Origin of the sequence: Companilactobacillus kimchiensis (assembly GCF_001438805.1) — a bacterium.
GTDB lineage: Bacteria > Bacillota > Bacilli > Lactobacillales > Lactobacillaceae > Companilactobacillus > Companilactobacillus kimchiensis.
Genome location: NZ_JQCF01000002.1, coordinates 1 through 17,590, shown reverse-complemented (window position 1 = coordinate 17,590; position 17,590 = coordinate 1). Strand labels below are relative to the sequence as shown.

Annotated in this window: 19 protein-coding genes; 9 read left to right on the top strand and 10 right to left on the bottom strand. The window is 31.0% G+C overall.

Annotated features, from left to right (window positions below):
- Window positions 1–70: 70 nt before the first annotated feature.
- Complete coding sequence (locus tag IV57_RS01665; RefSeq protein WP_157051878.1) at window positions 71–577, top strand: aminoacyl-tRNA deacylase; 507 nt, start codon at window positions 71–73, stop codon at window positions 575–577.
- A gap of 54 nt (window positions 578–631) precedes the next feature.
- On the opposite strand, the gene IV57_RS13405 is transcribed toward IV57_RS01665, so the two are convergent.
- Window positions 632–763: a hypothetical protein gene (locus IV57_RS13405; protein ID WP_269083212.1), complete on the bottom strand. Its 132-nt coding sequence runs from the start codon at window positions 761–763 to the stop codon at window positions 632–634.
- A gap of 154 nt (window positions 764–917) precedes the next feature.
- On the opposite strand from IV57_RS13405, the gene IV57_RS01660 reads away from it, so the two are divergent.
- The gene (locus tag IV57_RS01660; RefSeq protein ID WP_057879755.1) at window positions 918–1,097 is read left to right on the top strand and encodes a hypothetical protein; all 180 of its coding nucleotides are present in this window, start codon (window positions 918–920) and stop codon (window positions 1,095–1,097) included.
- Between the two features lie 43 nt (window positions 1,098–1,140).
- Here IV57_RS01660 and IV57_RS13095 read toward each other — a convergent pair whose 3' ends face one another.
- Window positions 1,141–1,314, bottom strand: coding sequence for a hypothetical protein (locus tag IV57_RS13095; protein ID WP_157051877.1), 174 nt, complete (start codon window positions 1,312–1,314; stop codon window positions 1,141–1,143).
- A gap of 100 nt (window positions 1,315–1,414) precedes the next feature.
- Between IV57_RS13095 and IV57_RS01655 the strand changes: the two genes are divergently transcribed.
- Both IV57_RS01655 and IV57_RS01650 read left to right on the top strand, forming a co-directional pair.
- Window positions 1,415–2,635: a M20/M25/M40 family metallo-hydrolase gene (locus IV57_RS01655; RefSeq protein WP_057879754.1), complete on the top strand. Its 1,221-nt coding sequence runs from the start codon at window positions 1,415–1,417 to the stop codon at window positions 2,633–2,635.
- An 80-nt stretch (window positions 2,636–2,715) separates the two neighbouring features.
- Window positions 2,716–3,384 (top strand): Fic family protein, encoded by a 669-nt coding sequence (locus tag IV57_RS01650; protein ID WP_057879753.1) that lies wholly within the window; start codon window positions 2,716–2,718, stop codon window positions 3,382–3,384.
- A gap of 352 nt (window positions 3,385–3,736) precedes the next feature.
- Here IV57_RS01650 and IV57_RS01645 read toward each other — a convergent pair whose 3' ends face one another.
- Window positions 3,737–4,156, bottom strand: a complete 420-nt coding sequence (locus IV57_RS01645; protein ID WP_057879752.1) for a hypothetical protein — start codon at window positions 4,154–4,156, stop codon at window positions 3,737–3,739.
- A 142-nt stretch (window positions 4,157–4,298) separates the two neighbouring features.
- Between IV57_RS01645 and IV57_RS01640 the strand changes: the two genes are divergently transcribed.
- A complete protein-coding gene (locus IV57_RS01640; protein ID WP_057879751.1) occupies window positions 4,299–5,528 on the top strand; it encodes a hypothetical protein in 1,230 nt (409 codons plus the stop codon).
- A gap of 151 nt (window positions 5,529–5,679) precedes the next feature.
- On the opposite strand, the gene IV57_RS01635 is transcribed toward IV57_RS01640, so the two are convergent.
- Window positions 5,680–6,798 carry a DUF3800 domain-containing protein gene (locus IV57_RS01635; RefSeq protein WP_057879750.1) on the bottom strand — a complete coding sequence of 373 codons (1,119 nt, stop codon included), beginning with the start codon at window positions 6,796–6,798 and terminating at the stop codon, window positions 5,680–5,682.
- Window positions 6,799–7,060: 262 nt separating this feature from the next.
- Here IV57_RS01635 and IV57_RS13090 point away from each other — a divergent pair, with 262 nt between their 5' ends.
- Complete coding sequence (locus IV57_RS13090) at window positions 7,061–7,294, top strand: AbiTii domain-containing protein (RefSeq protein ID WP_157051876.1); 234 nt, start codon at window positions 7,061–7,063, stop codon at window positions 7,292–7,294.
- 1,029 nt (window positions 7,295–8,323) lie between these two features.
- On the opposite strand, the gene IV57_RS01620 is transcribed toward IV57_RS13090, so the two are convergent.
- The 4 genes from IV57_RS01620 to IV57_RS01605 form a co-directional block, all read right to left on the bottom strand.
- Entirely contained in the window at window positions 8,324–9,508 is a 1,185-nt protein-coding gene (locus tag IV57_RS01620) for an FRG domain-containing protein (protein ID WP_057879748.1), read from the bottom strand.
- Between the two features lie 616 nt (window positions 9,509–10,124).
- Entirely contained in the window at window positions 10,125–10,958 is an 834-nt protein-coding gene (locus tag IV57_RS01615) for an abortive infection family protein (protein WP_057879747.1), read from the bottom strand.
- A 23-nt stretch (window positions 10,959–10,981) separates the two neighbouring features.
- Window positions 10,982–12,109, bottom strand: coding sequence for a DUF3800 domain-containing protein (locus IV57_RS01610; protein WP_057879746.1), 1,128 nt, complete (start codon window positions 12,107–12,109; stop codon window positions 10,982–10,984).
- 577 nt (window positions 12,110–12,686) lie between these two features.
- On the bottom strand, window positions 12,687–13,094 hold the full coding sequence (locus IV57_RS01605) for a MerR family transcriptional regulator (RefSeq protein WP_057879745.1): 408 nt from the start codon (window positions 13,092–13,094) through the stop codon (window positions 12,687–12,689).
- Between the two features lie 88 nt (window positions 13,095–13,182).
- Between IV57_RS01605 and IV57_RS01600 the strand changes: the two genes are divergently transcribed.
- Complete coding sequence (locus IV57_RS01600) at window positions 13,183–13,503, top strand: DUF4260 family protein (RefSeq protein ID WP_057879744.1); 321 nt, start codon at window positions 13,183–13,185, stop codon at window positions 13,501–13,503.
- A gap of 120 nt (window positions 13,504–13,623) precedes the next feature.
- Here IV57_RS01600 and IV57_RS01595 read toward each other — a convergent pair whose 3' ends face one another.
- The gene (locus tag IV57_RS01595; protein ID WP_057879743.1) at window positions 13,624–14,439 is read right to left on the bottom strand and encodes an alpha/beta hydrolase; all 816 of its coding nucleotides are present in this window, start codon (window positions 14,437–14,439) and stop codon (window positions 13,624–13,626) included.
- Between the two features lie 232 nt (window positions 14,440–14,671).
- Window positions 14,672–15,250 carry a TetR/AcrR family transcriptional regulator C-terminal domain-containing protein gene (locus IV57_RS12920; RefSeq protein ID WP_083488853.1) on the bottom strand — a complete coding sequence of 193 codons (579 nt, stop codon included), beginning with the start codon at window positions 15,248–15,250 and terminating at the stop codon, window positions 14,672–14,674.
- A 242-nt stretch (window positions 15,251–15,492) separates the two neighbouring features.
- On the opposite strand from IV57_RS12920, the gene IV57_RS01585 reads away from it, so the two are divergent.
- Together IV57_RS01585 and IV57_RS13315 are read left to right on the top strand one after the other, a co-directional pair.
- Window positions 15,493–16,791, top strand: a complete 1,299-nt coding sequence (locus tag IV57_RS01585) for a YhgE/Pip domain-containing protein (RefSeq protein WP_057879742.1) — start codon at window positions 15,493–15,495, stop codon at window positions 16,789–16,791.
- 495 nt (window positions 16,792–17,286) lie between these two features.
- Complete coding sequence (locus IV57_RS13315; RefSeq protein ID WP_057879741.1) at window positions 17,287–17,487, top strand: hypothetical protein; 201 nt, start codon at window positions 17,287–17,289, stop codon at window positions 17,485–17,487.
- Window positions 17,488–17,590: the final 103 nt, after the last annotated feature.

The following is a 17,590-nucleotide window of genomic DNA, read 5'->3' as shown; positions in this document are numbered from 1 at the left end:
CTTTTAAAAACCATTGGCTTTGTTATTATATACTAAGTAAGTATTAAGTATTAGAGATTGGGTGACAAAATTGAGTAAAAAGAAAAAAATTCAAAAAACACTTGTCGAAAAAATATTAGACAAAGAAAAAATTAGTTATGAAGGTATGACTTTCGCAACCGAAACTGACGGCGATACTCAGGAGCTAGTTACGGATGATAACAGTCGTGATGGCTATAAGATTTATAAAACATTAGTTTTAACTGGTAATAAAACTGGTCCTTTGGTTGGAATGCTTCCATTAGATAAACATCTGAGCTATAAGGAACTAGCCAAAATCTCGGGTAATAAAAAAGTTGGTATGGTTCCTCTGAAAGACTTAGTTAAAACCAGTGGCTTTGAACACGGTGCTAATAGTCCAGTTGGAATTAGATCACTGCATAATTATCCTATCTATTTCTCTAAGGAAGCTGATGAGGCTGAAAAGATCATCGTTTCTGCTGGAAAAGTTGGTCAATCTCTCTTAATTGAGCCACATGACTTAGCACGGGCTGTTAATGCTACCTTTGGCGATTTTGCAGTCGATAAACCTGAATAAATTTGGGTACAAAAAAACTCCAGTGACGAGAAATCACTGGAGTAATCATTTTTATTATGCAGCTTTATTTTTCAAATTAGCGACAGCTTTTTCAATGGTTGTACCGTTGCCATAGTTGTTACTATTATTGATATCAACTGCTGTGAATAATTGATCCTTAAGATCTAACAAAATTCTGTATTTCATATTATTCACGCCTCCTTTATGTTCCGTATTTCTTAGAGGTAGCGACAACTGTTATATTAACAGGTTTTTGAATAAAGTCAACCAAAGTACATTTGACTTGACTTTATAGTAAATATGAATAGAATTTAAGTCACAAATAGAAAAGGAGAACTAAATGAACAACATTTGGAAATACATTTTAGGATTTTTCATCGCCCTAATCTTATTCTCATTCTTTATCCACATTATTTTGCCACTAGTTTTCATCGCAGCAATTATCGGTGGAATCTACTATCTATATAAGAAACACCAACGTGGTAAATATACTCCTGAGGGACGTCGAAAAGTTAACTAATCTAACCTAAAAGCTAAGGATAACTCAATTGAGTTATCCTTTTTTATTTGTTCGGTTTATCAATGTCAGCGGTAGCTGAAATTAATAACAATACTCCCCCAGCCACAGCAGCCGAAATAAGATTACCCTGACTAAACCATTTAAAAACAAATCCTAAAACAGCCACGACCAACAACAGAATACCTAACCAACGATCCAATTTCATTAATAAATTCATTATGCACGACCTTTTATTATTAATTTTAAAGAAAGAATACTAAAATAAAGAGTGAATTATTTATTAAGGATATTATACATTATCTTGGAGGGATACAGAAATGGACAAAGCACAAAGACTAAGTATTTTAGATGACTTACTTAAATTAGAAACTGTTAATGGCGATGAGGAAAAAGTTGCTAACTACTTAAAAACACTTTTTGAAAAAAATGGTATTAAAGCTGACTTAAATAAATACGCTGATAAGAGATATAACTTAATTGCAACTATCAAACATAATGATGGACCTATCTTAGGATTCACGGGACATGAAGATGTAGTCCCCACTGTTGATGATAGTAAATGGAATTATGGTCCCTTTAATCCTAAACATATAGATGGTAAAATCTTTGGTCGTGGATCATCTGATATGAAGAGCGGTCTCGCTGGACTTGCTATTGCCTTGATTGAATTGAATGAAGATCCTAATTTCAAAGGTAATATCAAATTCATCGCGACTGTTGGTGAAGAAGTCGGTGAAATTGGTTCTCAAAAATTAGCTGAAGATGGTTATGTTGACGACTTAAAAGCTATTGTCGTTGGTGAACCAAGTAATTCATCATCAAGTTTAGTTATGCAACAATTGATCAAAGCTGGTTTGATTGAAACTAATGGTGTAACCCCTGAAACCCGTATGGCCGCTTTTTGTGCCCACAAAGGTTCCGTCACTTACAAAGTTATTTCACGTGGTAAGGCTGCCCACAGTTCAATGCCTGAGGTTGGTATCAATGCTCTAGATAATTTGATTGCCTACTATAATAAGCAAAACGAATACTTTACTGATTTAGTTAAAACAGAAGATGATATTTTGGGTACAACCAAACCTTCAGTTACGATCCTAAATGGTGGTAAACAAGAAAATACAATTCCTGATTACGCTGATATGACCGTCAAGATCAGAACCATCCCTGAATACAACAATGATAAAATCATTGTTGTATTCAAGAATATGATTGATAAACTTAACCAAGAGAATCCCAAAATGAGTTTGGAATTTAAACTTTTGAGCAGTAACTGGCCTGTTAAAACTGACATCAATTCTGACTTTATCAAGCTTGTTAAAGAGAGTTACAAAGACGTTCTCGGCGTTAATATTTTGACCGTTGGTGCTCCTGGTGGAACTGATGCTTCGAAGTTTGTTCAAGCTAACCACGATTTGGATGTTGTTGTTGCTGGTCCCGGTAATGAATCAGCTCACCAAATTAACGAATTTGTCTTTGAAGATGATTATCTAAAGTATATTGAGATTTATAAGACTATTGCTACTAAGTACTTTGCTTAAGGAAAAGTAGAATAATCAAGAATATATTTTATAAATAGAATTAATTTATATATACGAAAAATTTAATGGTAGGTATATACATGAATTTAAAAGACAAATATCACCTGACTAAAGATCAAAATCGCCGATTTTCTAGAATGAACTTTACTCGTTTAGTCCATACCAACGCTCGTTTTGAAGGAATTAATACCACCCTTCCGCAGACCCAAACTATTATGGATGGATTGGGCGTTGATGGTGTCAATATTGATGATATTAATACTATTGTTCAGATTAAACTTGGTTGGCAATTTATCACTGAAAGTAATGCGTCACTTGATATTAAATTCGAAAAAAAGATAAATGCTATTGTGGCAAAAGATGACGCCTTGATACCGGGAGAATTTAGAACTGGCCAAGGTGGAGTTAACATTGGTTCTGATGCAGACTTTATCCCTGATCCGGTTGATGATAACAATGAAGAACAATTCCTTAATGAGTTATTAAACGACAATTATTCTGTTACTGAAAAAGCACTCCGTTTGATGTATCACAATATGCGTGGCCAATTATTCTGGGACGGTAATAAACGCACTGCCACCTTGGTAGCCAATAAACTAATGATTGACAATGGTGCTGGTTTAATCAATGTTCCACTCGACTTGTGGCCTGAATGGAATAAATTGATCAGTCAATACTATCTTACAAATGAAATGGATAATTTATTGTCTTGGACATATGATAACGCGATTCAAGGCATAACCATTTAACTTAAAAATATTAACCTGCAAATTAAAAGAGATACAAATTCAAGATTCTTAAAATCCTGATTTGTATCTCTTTTTTAATATTCTCAACACGAGATAACCAACAATATTAGATAAACCTGCAAATTACGGTGTTTGTTAATCAATTAATTTAATTAAATGTGTTTACTAGGTATCCACCCTTACCCACCAAAGAATTGAAAATTCACGATTTAAAAGTTTTTATAAAGAATGACACTCTTTATAAAGCTATTTAACATGTCATCCAAATTATTTTGCCACCAAAAGGGGATCTCCAATAGAGGTACATTATTTTGATAACACCATTTTTTTCAAATTTTGTATACCTTGCACCTTACTCATAATAATGATGAACGCCATTATACTCAATTGCACAGACATGTCCTTGCAGATAAAACACTATATCGACGGCAAGTCTAGTACTGTCATCATTAGTTAAGCCTTTAAAGTGTCTTTCACGAGAATATTCATATCCTAAACATTTCAAGCGTCTACAAATATGTTGAATTTGCCAACTGGCTATTCCTCTAAAATATGGAAAAGTTTTACATCTCATTTTGGCATCCTTTTCATATCCTAATCCTATTACTGTAATTTTATTTCTATTTCCTTTTGTATCAATTATTTCAACATCACCAATATGAATTTGTTCTTGTATGTTATATGGCAAATACCATGAATAGATTTTATCGTGACTTTTGAATCTTCCTTGAATTACATTTTTACGGTCACAAATAAACTGTAGTTCATTCAAAGTTAAATCCTCCAATGATCAATAGTAACCAAATCAAGTAGACATGGGATGAATTCTTATATCGCGTCGCCTTGCTTTTGAAAACGATTTCATCAATAATTATATGATAACAAACTAAAATGTTTATATGGGGATAATAATAATGGTTAAAAGTCTACGTCGTTCCGAACTTTATAAAAAAATTTGGGAAAATGGTATCAGTAAAACAGCTTCTGAGTTAAACACTACTACGTATAAACTAAAGGATGCTGCAAAGTCTGGAAACATCCCACTGCCTGATAATTCTTATTGGAGTAATCTTCATGTCGGTAATTCAGTATCAAAGTTAAAACTTCCAAACTCAAAAAATGATTATATTATTGATATAATTGAAAAACACAAATCTACAACTAAAATTGAAAAAAGCATTCTGATTGATATTACAAAAAATGAAGATAGTTTGACAAAGAACAAAACTATCCAAGAATACTTTCCGAATATTGATTTTAAAAATCCTCGAATGATTAATAAAGCAATGAATAATACAACTGTTCCAAAAACAATGCCACAAAAGAAAGAACGTTTTATTAATGATTTTATGGACGAAAGAAAAAAAGAAAAAAATTCTTATTTTGGAGTGCGCGAATCTACGGAATACATTAATTCTAAAAATTACATTGGAACTCTATATTTTCATAAACGTGACAATATAGAAATTTCAACTAATGCTTTAATTGTGACAAATACCTTATTAAAAGTTCTCAACAATGCAGGCGCAGTTGTCACTTTGGATGACAAGAATCTAAGGATTTTATTTGAAGATGCCAAACTAATTCTCGGTTGTCATGTACCCAGCAGGCAGATACTTGTTGGTCCGGAAGACAAACGTTGGAATGAATGGAACAACAAAGTCTATATTCCAGCAAATGAAACTATTTACTTTAGTTTAAAATTAGACAAGTTTTGGGGAGAGCTCAAGCCCATACGCCATGAAATAGATGAATCTGACTCAGACTATATTAGAAGAGTACTTATTAAAATAATCAGCTTTATTCCTCAAAGTAGAGAGCAAATTGAAAAAGACAGATTGCAAGCCATTGAAGCCGCTAAAGAAGAAAAGCTTAAAGAAATTCAACGGGATAAACATGAACAAGCCTATAAAGAATTAAATTCTTTACTAAATAAAACTAGAGCTCACCAAATTGCGGTTCAACTCAATTTATACCTGGAGGATAGCAATATAGAAAACGTCGAGAAGTTAAAATACTTTTTCGAACTTTCAGATTGGATTGATGGAAAAACTAATAACAATATTTTGACTGATTCTGATCGTCAAAAATTGATTGATGATTTTTTTAACGTTCAGAAATCCTATAACAATCCATTTTATTAACACATGAGAATCAGGAAAACAAAATTATAATGCACATTATCAAACTACTGAATATCACCCTCCTATGACTTCAACACAAGCTTTAGAATTATTTTGTTAGTAGCTAACCTTTATGGTTAGTTTTTTCGTTTCTAACTTTCTAGTACAAAAATCAAAATTCAGTAATAAGACTTATTCCAAATTTTTTATAAATTTCTTGATTCATAAATAATAACAACTCATTTAATTCATTTAAAATTTCTCTATATTCATTTTGATTTTTTCCAATTTTATTTGAACCCTTTTTTAAATGTTTAGTACTAAGACTTGAACCATCTCTCAACAATTCATTTTGCATACTACATAAAACATCTGCCAATTGAATACCTAAATAGTCTTCAGATAAACAATTTGGCTCTATTTTGCTTATATTCTTATAACCACCTTTTTCATTGGACTTTTTATCTAAAAAGACTTCATTTAACATTTTCCAATAATCATCAATATAATTCTTATTAGAATCGGAATCAGGATAAATTATAATCTTATCTAACCCTATGTTTAAATTCAAAATATTTTCTATACTATCGAAAAGTGTGCTTATAACAAGAGGAACTACTTCTCTCTGATATCGAGAACTACCATTACTATTTAAATCATCAAATACATCATTTTTATTTATATGTTTCAGAAACCCAACATACATCGGGTTTTCAGAATATGGCGACACTTGCAAGAATTCATTAATACAATTATCCAAATAGTCGTTATATATAGGATCACAATCACCACTAAAATTAAATAGTTTCTCCGCCGATTTCAAAAACGTTCTATTCTCTCCAAGCTTACTTTTAACTATATGAACAAATTCTAAAAGTTTTTCATCATTCAATAAAAACGAAGAATCAATATATTCTTTATACTCTTTTGGACCGAATTGTGAATCAAAAATCGAATAAATCAGACGGTCTATCAAAAGATAATCCTTTCGCATTCGAACAAATATCGGTAATACAAAATCATCTTCTTCTGGATTGTTAAATAAAGACATTGAATCAATAATCATCTTGACCATAATTCCAAGTGATTCTTTAGCTAAACCCATAGGGAGCTTTTTATAATGTATCTCGGATTCGAAATCTAGAGTAGATACATACTGATTCAATTTTTTTATATATGAATCATTCATCAACCATCCGCCTGTCACAAAGAACGGTTGCTCCTTATTTAATAAATTTCCTCCAGTGTTTCCACTTTCGTCCATATAAAACTGAAGACCTTGCTTATTCATAATTTCCTCCACGAAGAATGGCTTTCATTTTCAATTTATTTAATTTTTAAATACTTATTCAAATGCAAATATTTAACCAGTTTTTTCGATTTTTTTATAAATGTACTCTATATTGTATTCTTTTTATTATTTCTTAATTTACATTAAAAGATTCAAGTTTTAAAAATGAATTTTATATTCAAAAATTACGGTTAAATCAATTTCCATAGTAATTGCTTATACTGTATAGTTAGGTAATTATATAAAATAATCAGATGACAATATGGCAAAAAGTCAATTAATAAAAAATATCGTTCAACAGTCAATATCCATTGAGGAAGGTCTTGAAAGATTGTTGGTTATTTCATATCCATTGGATGATCAAGACATTAAAACATGGATCATACATGAATTAAAAGGTTATTCTAAGACGAATCGTATACCATCCTATAGACAAAATCCTAATTATGAAATTAAATATTCCGGTATTAATGGGAGCTTTAAAGTTGAAAACTAATTATTCCCATCTGGTTGTTTACCAAGTGATATGGTTAATGAACTAAATAAACTTACGATAAACGATAGCATACCCTTTATTCAAGATACTATTTCAGAAGATAAACAAGCCGGAATGAATTTGATGCAGTTTGCAAAAACAATATATGATAACGGTGGCATTCAATGCTATAGAGTAAAAATGATTATTAACACTTCAACTTTTGTTGCAATCCTAAGTAATGTAAAAAATCAAAAAAATAGAATATGATGATAATATTGAATGTTTGTAATCCCGCGATAAATAATAAAGCATGGGGATTTTTTAAATCAAATGAAGAAATAATCTTTCAAATGCCACTTTGGATAGAATTACAAAACGCCAAGCGCGTTAATACAATTTTTCGGGATGTCAATTTACATCTTTATCTAAACAATAAGGAAGTTGGGGTCACGAAACAGATTACTACTTCTGAAGGTGAGTCCTTTGGGAATAATGGGAGTTATTCTTTTCTGATTCCTCCTGCTTCAATATCGCGTGTAAGAACATACTTCATTCTAAAAAAGGATGACTCGGCAGAGCTATTCGATGAAATCAGATTAGAATTCTACGACACAAAAAATTCTTACAATGAATATAAAATATCTGACATCCAAAATTGCTGAAGTATTCAAAGTAATAGTATTGACCACAAATGGCAAAAAATTAAATAAAATTGTAAATATGATAATTCACGGATTCGGTTGATAAGTATTGCTTTACCAGATTGTATTTAATTTATTTGTTTTATACTAACACCCGTTTTGAAAGAATTAATACTACCTCTACAGACTCTATTATGGACAGATTAGGCGTCAATGATATTTCACAGTTAACTATACTGATCAATCAAAACGGGGTAGGCAACCAAGTTGGACTGATTAGTCTATTCCACTTAATCTGTCATCTTATTGGAATAAACCAATCAGCAAGTATTACCTCTAACTAATGGTATGAATGATTTGTTATCATGGACTTATGAACATGCAGTTTAAAGAATTAAATTTTAATTTAGATATAATCTGATTCGGTATTTAATTCCATTTCAATTTCCTCGGCTACTCTTGTTGCACCGGGATAAATAAAGTTTGGTCCAATACCTAATTTATATAATTCGTACTTTATCTTTTTTTTCGACTGTTTATCAATAGTTAGGGATTCCCTTTCCCCTTGTTTATCATGATATTGGAGTAAGCCAATTAAATTATCTACTTGTTTTTGATATACTTCCAAACTTGATGGTTCAGTCATCCCTTGTTTATTTTTATAATAATTTTGTATAAATGGTACAAATAACAGAACTCCTGATTGATTTTGTATTCTTTTATCTATAACTCTTGGTTTCACGATTTTGGGCAACAATATATCAAACGGATTTATCACCATATCAAATGCCCCTATATCACTTTTTATTTCATGATAAAGTCTCTTAGTATCAGAAGCTCTATTAAATTCATCATATGCAGACTTCATCAACTTAGATTCTAGATCCTTATTTCCGTTTGATTCATCTGATAAAACTATTAAATTATTATAAACTTCCATCCATTTTTCTATTCTCTCCACTGAATTCGAATCTTGATACGAATCTTCTACAATTGACTCTCCAAATACTTCTAAATCATCTAAAAAATCCTTCCTATCACTATCGCTAAGGCTCACCAAAGATGACATGATTTCGATAGTATCACTAGATGTGCTTAGTTCGATTCCTACTTTTTCACGCACAACACTAGTATTCATCTCGATTAATACTTTAGTATAATTCGATAGTTTGGATTCCATTTTGTCCTCCACTTGATATCTTTTAACAAAAGGGTATACAACACCATCTTTACTATCATCTTCATCTTCTACTGCAAAATACAAGGCAATCAATGGGTTAGTAGTAAGATCTAATAATCTAGTGGGTAATTGATGATGTTGCATCAATGCAAGTCTATCAAAATTATTATTACAAATTGAAAACAAATTCGGATCCATTCTTAAAAAAGAGTTGAACAGACTCCCTTCCTTTTTTATGAATTTTTCATTTCGATAAATACCAGGAATTATAGAAGGGTGATTCTCTCCTTGTCCTCTAAAGTATGATAAACGAGAACTACTCTTTTTAGTGTTCTTCAAATAATCATCGATTTGGTTTATTTTGATAAGATATTCCGATACACCTTTAATACTTTTATTTTCTTCTGACAATATAATATCCTCACTTCAATATCATTTTATCCATATAAGACAATTATATAGTATATCCCTATAACCATTGTGAGAATGACACTTTTTTACTAATCAAATCTACATGTATTAAATCCATACGTTTTATTCATTGATGTCATTTTTCTATATAAATGGAATATAAGACTGTGACAAAACAGAGTCATAATCAAAAATTAAATAAAAGCCTCTTAATACAATGGCATATATTTTTCCCTTTATTCATTAATATCCACGCCCTTTAACTAACCATTTCGTTTAACCACAAAAGAGCATACTTTATTAAGTGCACTCATAGTGGTTATCTATTAAACTTTAAAACACATTATTTTTTCTATAGAAGTTAAGTAATCCACAAAGTATGAACAACAGTCTTTTTTCCAAGGTACGCCTGATCTATATACTATATACTTTTTCCTGACAAAACCTTTGTTGTCTTTCTGGCAATTGATTGAATTTAATTGACTCCAATCTCCTATCAGAATGGTTATATTTTTAATTAGTTAATTTATCCTTATATTAAATGTTACGTTACATAACAACCAGAGTGTAGGGAATAATGAGTTTTAACAGTGTATATTAGTATATTGAATTTTCTTCAATTTTTCGAATAATCCCTACTAATGAATAATTCATTGGTATCTTTATTTATTGTAACCTCATAGAAGAAATCTTTCTTTGGGGAATAATATTGATATTTATTTATACCCGTCTGTTCCTTGTCTTCAACATGAACATCGTCCTCTACAAAGCCTTGAATATAATCGCTAAAAAACTCTTCATCCTTATCAAAATCAATAAATCCAGGTAAATGAATCTCTACTTGATAAATTACATTATTCCCTGGTGTAACCATATACGTAGCATTGAATTGATTTTCCTTATACATTAGTAACGATTCACTATCGGAAGTTTTTTCCATCCCTTTAGGATCTATTACTGACCCAATAGCATTCTTCTTCAGTGAATGCGTTCTATTGAATAACAATTCTAAAATAAACACTACAAATCCCTCGGCCATGAAAACCGCATATTTAGCTTCAGGAGCTGAAACTTCAATAGTCCTTTTCGCTGATCCATGCGAAACTGAAGTTGCATTTCTGATTTTCCCAAGTTCCGTTATTGTATCAATCATATTTGAGGACAATTTTTTATAGGAGTTTGGTAAAGACATTTCTTTGCTTAAAACATCTAAACACTTCTCAACAATATTGGGTAACGATAGAAATTTAAATTTATCATCCATATCTGAATTTTTAATTTGCTTATAAACATACTTACAAGCAGACTCAACCATACTTCTAGCATAGTTGACTGTTTCTCCATAATCTTCCTTGCTATAACTATTATTCATTTTTTGATATCTTTCAGAAACACTAGCAATATTGTAAGAATCAACTTCCGGTCTAAGAATTTTGATTGGATATTTCATTAGTAAAGCTCCTCTCTTTTCAACTAATTATTTGAAACATTACCTTTATCTACGTTGAAATCATATTCCAGAAAAAAATTAATCTTTTTCTCGATATCATTACTTCCGATTCCATGTTTAAATCCATTGCTAATATTTAAGGATTGATTCATTACTCTTTGAAGTTTATATAACGATAACTTCTCTTCATAAGCAACTTGTCCAAAAACGTTTGATATTTCTTCAACACTCCTCCCATCAAGAAATGACAGCCAATAACGCAATATTCCCAGTATTAAATCCGATAACTGGATAAATTTGTCATTTTTCGAGTCTTCAAATAAATAATTCTCCAACTTTTTCCTATTACTTGTTAACGGATCTTTCTTTAGATATTTCTCAATATTGAATTCATGATCCAATTTGCTCGTGGCATTTTTAAAAATTGATAAACTACGCCAATATAAAAGGGAATAGTCGCCTATTAATATATCATCTTGATTATCCTTTAGAAACGGCAGTTCTTTTGTCCTGTAACTTTTTAAAACTTGTCGGAAATACTCCAAATAAAAATCGTCATTGATATTAACCGATTCTATCCAATCTACAACCTTTTCAATAAATAGCCGGTGGCTTTTAATATTGGGATAATCAAATTCTATAAGGAGTTTGACAAATGTTGTTTGGTTCTCTTTTGCTAATAAATAAAGACTATTTTTTACTTCTCTGTTAAAACCCCAATTCATGATAGCGGAGTCATCTAGAGAATCCACTATATCTACAATTGAATAGTATAGATTGTCCGTAAACGAGTAATGAATTACTAGCTTATTGTCCAATAACCATTCAATAAATATCCTTACTCTATCGCTCTTCATCAGATCAATAAAGTTCTCAGCTCCTCTTCTTATATGTTTAAATTTTATTTCTGTTGAATTCTGTTGTAATTTAAATTCTTCAAACAATTTATCAGTGGATACATTTTTCAATGCTTTCTCATTTTTGAATCCAATACCACCTAAGATGAAAAAATCACGTGTGTCTGAATTAAACCCTTTTTCCGTTAATCTAAACGTTCTGGGATTATTTGTCTCATCAAAGAAGAGTATGAATGGTTCATCCCTATTATTTATAATCCAAAGTGGATCGTTACGGAAAGTGTCTATATCCATATCTTACGCACCCCTATTTCCCTTTGCCTTTTAATATTAGCTACATTCTTGAAAAAGCAATTATATGTAATCAGTTTAATATCGTCTTTAATTTTTGTATACTCTGCACCTATATCACTTCAACGTTTTTTAATATACTGCTTTTCGAACAAATCAATGCAGACGTTTTCTATTTGTCTTATAGGAGAGTATTTAAAATGTTATTAATGATTCTTTTATTACTTGCAGCAATGTATTTTCTATCTATCCGTCCTCAGAAAAAACAAAAGGCAAAGCGCCAAGGAATGTACTTTATTTTTTTCAAAACCATTTAATTCTATTACCGTATTTTGCACTTTATTATGCCTAAAAAAATAAAGTACATATAAGAATAAAGTACATTTTTGAGTTTGTGTACTTTATGGGCCTTATCTCTTACTTACCAAAGGATTGTGAACTCAAAATATAAAGTATAAAAAAATTTAGTTTCGTTGTTTTAAATAAATAAGTAAAATATCAACTGCACATGTATTTATTACAATCTTTTTATACTAATTGTTTTGGTTAAAAAATAGTCTTCACAGACAATAGTTTGCACTCATTTACTATTCTTAACATCACCTAATTTATCAATAAGTATCTCCAAATCGACATTATCAGAATCATTCATTACTTCAATCATTTGTTGCGTAACATTTTGCAAAGATTTGTAAAAATCAATCTCCTTTTGAAATTCAATATTCTTTTGTTTAATTACCTTCAACGTTTCATCATGACAGTCTTTGGTTACAGGTTTATTTTTTAATAATAAAATCATTTTAATATCAGAAAGCAATAGCCCTGCTTTTTGTAAATTATGAATTATTCGAAAATCCTGAATATCATTCTCGCTATAAAAGCGATAGTTATTCGAGGTTCTTTTAGGTACCAAAATCTCTTTTTGATCATAAAATCTCAAAGTATCTCGAGTAGTATTAACTGCCTGACAGAATTCTGAAGTATTCATATTTTTTCCTACCTAATTCCTTTATTTGACTTGGTTGTTAGGCCCCATGTTACTTTATTTTTAAATAAAGTCATAGGAGATGTACTTGATGACAAAAATTTATCGTTACGAATATGCTTCACTATCCATTGCTCTATTGATCGTTTATGGTCATATGGGGAATTGGGTGTTAATGCCAATTCTATATTTAATTCCTGATATTACTGCATTGGGATTCTTTATTTCTACCAAGACTGGTGAGAAAACTTATAACTTATCTCATACGTTGCTCTTACCAATTGTTCTATTATCGGTAAACCTAATAACTAAATCAAACAATCTATTTATCAGTATCATGATTATTTGGTTACTCCATATTTCGATAGATCGAACCCTTGGTTGGAATTTATTCCCAAGAAAAGCAATGTAGTTCAGACACGTCGCATTTTTGATTTTGTAGCGATTGCCTTTCTCCTTATTCACGGAAATATCTAATGAACTGGATATGGATGCTTTTTTTCTAGCATCCATATCCAGTTCATTCTTTCAACTATTGAAAAGTTTTGGTTCCAGCCAAATTATTAAATAAATAGTTGGAGATAATTCCAATAACTTGTCTATTTTCTGGCAAATCTGAATGGCTTGTATTTTCTCCTGTTACGGTGATCTCAGTAAAGTATCTAACTCGAGATTGATAAATATATTTTCCACTATAAACAGAATTTGACTTTACAAGGCCATCAGTCGAATAGTTTTTAGCACCAGCAATTGAATAAACTGTGGTATTATAAGGAATTTTATTGCGGTTATGAACCAGCTCGTTTAACATTTTTGACCCATGTAAATTATAAGGTGTCGCAATCGTCATCAAACAATCGAGATGTATTTTTGAAATGTTAATATACTTTTCAATTGCTAACGTCCAAATCAAACCACCATTTGAATGCCCAAGGGCTCTAAAATCTGTAAAGCCATACTTATTCTGTAAACTTTGCATTACTTTCCCAAGCAATTTAGCCTGTTGATTGATGTTCTGATATCCATCACGATTATTTTGAAAGGACACTACTATGATAGGCTGATTATCTATTCTTGAGATTCCACCTTGAAATCTCATTTTATCGTTCTCGTTCACTTCGACTTTTAAAACACTGTGTTTAAAATGATTCTTTTCTCTAGGCAAATTGGAAATCAAATAATCAAAACGATTTTCTCCCGCTGATGAACCAGGGACCATGACAATTGGCGACATATAATTTGGATTGAATATTGGCATTTCTCTGACCGATGACCGTTCCTCAAAACCACTGATTAATAAAATAAAAAAAATAAGGTAAATTATCCATTTTATATTTCTCTTAAGCATCGTTAATTACCTCAACTTTAATAAATAATATTAAAAGATAACCTTTTCTTATTTCAATACAGATGATAGAACCTAGAGACCAATTCAACAATAATCAAAAATAAACACTCTGTTGATTAAACAATTTTTCAAATCGCTTACTAATCAGTCATTTATAGACAATTTCATGAATTAAAACTGTTCATTTATAAAAAAATAAGGCTAGACAAATTCGTTATAAATTTGTCTAGCCTTATTTGCATCGATTAGAAAGTTGTTCAGGATTCAAAGTTCTCGTATAGATAAAAATATCGTAAATTTTCTGAGGCTTTAATACTGGAGTGCCTTCGAGCCAATAGATCAAAAAATCCAATATTCCCTGTGCCAGAAGTTCATTAGCATAATTTTTTGGCAATTTATCGTCATCTTCTGTAGCGTTAGACGCAACCGATAACACCAAACCTTTGATATCTTTAACAAATTTAGAGTCATAGTCTTTCAATAATATTAACGATAATTCCTTTTGACGATAGAGATATTTGAATAGCTGCAAAAAAGCATTATTTTTATTTAGAGATTTATTGCGATGATCTAAGTCTGGTTTTTCATAATTAGAGAATATATTCTGGATGTCCAAAATTATTTCTTTTTCATATTGAGATTTTAAATCATATTTATCCAAATAGTGAATATAAAAAGTCCCACGATTAATTTTGGCATCTTTGATCAATGCACTGATCGTCAACTTATCAAATCCTTCAGCGCTAACAATCTTGATAAAAGCTCGTTGAATTTTCATTTCTGTCTTTAATCTTTTTTCATTTGATTCCATCAGAAATACCTCTTAAATAGACTGACTGTTTATTTAAAACCTATGATAATATAAAATAATTTGAATTCAATAAATAAACACTTCAAGTATTTTTGTCACCGATATAATGCGAGTGTCATCAATTTTATCCAAGAATACTGTCTTTATTTGCTCAACACTTTATCCATTTTTGCATATTGTCCCTTCAATATTAAGAATCTATTATGCAGTTATACAAAAGATTATTGAAGGAGATTTTAATCATGTTTAAATCAGAATGGAAATATCTCATAGATAATAAAAAGTTTTTAATAGTGTTATTGGCAATTGCATTAATTCCTGCTATTTACTGCTATATCTACCTTTCTTCAATGTGGAATACTTATGGGAAGCTAGATCATATTCCAGTAAACATTGTTAATGAAGATGAATCAGTAGCCTTCAATGGCAAGAGAATTGCAATTGGTGATAATTTAACACGAAATCTTAAAAATAAAGGTGTATTTAATTTTGAAGAGACAAGTTCAACAAAGGCTGAACAACGTTTGCGTTCAGGTAAATCTTATATGACTATTATTATTCCCAAAGATTTTTCTAAAACTGCAACCACTTTACTTTCATCACATCCTCAAAAAATGAAAATCAATTATCAAATCAATTCTGGTCAAAACTTTATTGTTTCTAAAATAACTACTGGGGCAGCGACCAATGTTAATCAAAGAGTATCAGAACAAGTAACATCTACATATTCAAAAGTTATTCTCAAAGCTCTTAACAGTGCTCAGGATGGTATGGTCAGAGCTGGAATAGCTACTAATCAGATATCCAGTCAATCACCATCTCCAAAATTAAAAGCTGGAACTCAACAATTATCAGGAGCTTTGCTAAGTGGAGCTGCTAAATTAAATACCATTTCTAAAAATGAACAAACAGCCGATCATTTGGCAACTCCAATTTCTGAACATTTAAATGATATTAACAAGGTACCTAATAACGGTACTGGAATGGCTCCATTTGCTATCGCACTTGGAATCTATGTGGGAGGAATTGCTTTAGGAACCATGTATGATAATGATCCCCATAAGAAACCAACTTCAGCTTTTGATTGGTGGTTATCCAAGGCCTCTGTTATTACAACAGTTGGTATCGTTCAATCAGTTATCTTATATTTAACTTTAATAAATTTGAATAATTTACAAGTTAATTCTCAATTTAACTTATTCGGTGAGTTGGCCCTTGGATCATTATTATTTCAATCATTGATTTTCTGTTTAAGTACGCTCTTAGGAGGTGTTGGGACTTGGCTAGTATCAATTATCCTAGTTACTCAAGTAGTTGCATCTGGAGGTTTATATCCAACGCAATTGGTCGGAAATTTTGCTCAAACTATGAATCAATGGTTACCAATGACCTACCTTATCAACTCATTACGTTCAACTATTTCTACCAATTTAAATATTCAGTCTGACATTCTAATAATGATAGCCATGATTGTTGGATTTAATGCTTTATCGATTGCTAAATTCCACTTTATAGTGATCCGTCAACCACTTGAACTATAATAATATCAAAATTATTATAGTTCGCCTTATGGATCAATCTTTCAAAGATCTCAAACAGTTTCTTAGACCGTCATTGAAGATTTTCAGGCTCGTTCGGGTTCAACTTAACTTTGCATAATCTTTTCTATGAAAACGGTGTTATAATATTCTTAGGATTTAAATGGATGTTTGAATTATTCCTAGACTTCCCCCTACCAGAGATAGACGCACACCTGCCAAGATTTTACGGAATCTGCCCGTTCCACACGCTACATTCGGTCAATGCACTATCTCTCGGAAGGTATCCTTAATTTCGTAAGTAATTCAGTGTATAGTCTCAGTTGGTTTCGACAGAACTTCTGAAGGGATTTGCAATGGACCTATGCACCTAATTGTCTCAAGACTCCGATAAAGCCGCGATTAGAAGGAAACAAAGGCTACCTAAAAATTCTACATACACAATGAAATCCTGGTTGAACTTATTCAATGTATATCAAATAGAGAAAGAAGTGACATCTGATGTTCTATTCATATTTTAAGTTAGGTCCCAGAGATGGAGTCATGTTAATTTCAGTAATTATTATGTTAGTTTTAACACTAGTTTTTAAATGGTCAGTATGGGAATTTCTATTTTCTATTGTTGCAGTCATAATCGCTTTTGCAGCAGGAAGAATGAAACCCGATACGAAGAACGTACTTGCTTTCTTGAAAAAATAGTTTGAATTGGGACAGGATGCCTCATTTCATGGATAGGTAATTTGAATAATATTTAAAACTCAAACTGTCCTTTATAATCGAGTAGGAGGTAATTTTTAATTAC

Coding starts and splice junctions, on each gene's coding strand:
- IV57_RS01600 (WP_057879744.1), top strand. CDS start 13,183: ATGACAAAAATTTATCGTTACGAATATGCTTCACTATCCATTGCTCTA.
- IV57_RS01585 (WP_057879742.1), top strand. CDS start 15,493: ATGTTTAAATCAGAATGGAAATATCTCATAGATAATAAAAAGTTTTTA.
- IV57_RS01660 (WP_057879755.1), top strand. CDS start 918: ATGAACAACATTTGGAAATACATTTTAGGATTTTTCATCGCCCTAATC.
- IV57_RS01655 (WP_057879754.1), top strand. CDS start 1,415: ATGGACAAAGCACAAAGACTAAGTATTTTAGATGACTTACTTAAATTA.
- IV57_RS01635 (WP_057879750.1), bottom strand. CDS start 6,798: ATGAATAAGCAAGGTCTTCAGTTTTATATGGACGAAAGTGGAAACACT.
- IV57_RS01595 (WP_057879743.1), bottom strand. CDS start 14,439: ATGCTTAAGAGAAATATAAAATGGATAATTTACCTTATTTTTTTTATT.
- IV57_RS13090 (WP_157051876.1), top strand. CDS start 7,061: ATGGCAAAAAGTCAATTAATAAAAAATATCGTTCAACAGTCAATATCC.
- IV57_RS01640 (WP_057879751.1), top strand. CDS start 4,299: ATGGTTAAAAGTCTACGTCGTTCCGAACTTTATAAAAAAATTTGGGAA.
- IV57_RS13095 (WP_157051877.1), bottom strand. CDS start 1,314: ATGAATTTATTAATGAAATTGGATCGTTGGTTAGGTATTCTGTTGTTG.
- IV57_RS12920 (WP_083488853.1), bottom strand. CDS start 15,250: ATGGAATCAAATGAAAAAAGATTAAAGACAGAAATGAAAATTCAACGA.
- IV57_RS13405 (WP_269083212.1), bottom strand. CDS start 763: ATGAAATACAGAATTTTGTTAGATCTTAAGGATCAATTATTCACAGCA.
- IV57_RS01650 (WP_057879753.1), top strand. CDS start 2,716: ATGAATTTAAAAGACAAATATCACCTGACTAAAGATCAAAATCGCCGA.
- IV57_RS01605 (WP_057879745.1), bottom strand. CDS start 13,094: ATGAATACTTCAGAATTCTGTCAGGCAGTTAATACTACTCGAGATACT.
- IV57_RS01615 (WP_057879747.1), bottom strand. CDS start 10,958: ATGAAATATCCAATCAAAATTCTTAGACCGGAAGTTGATTCTTACAAT.
- IV57_RS01610 (WP_057879746.1), bottom strand. CDS start 12,109: ATGGATATAGACACTTTCCGTAACGATCCACTTTGGATTATAAATAAT.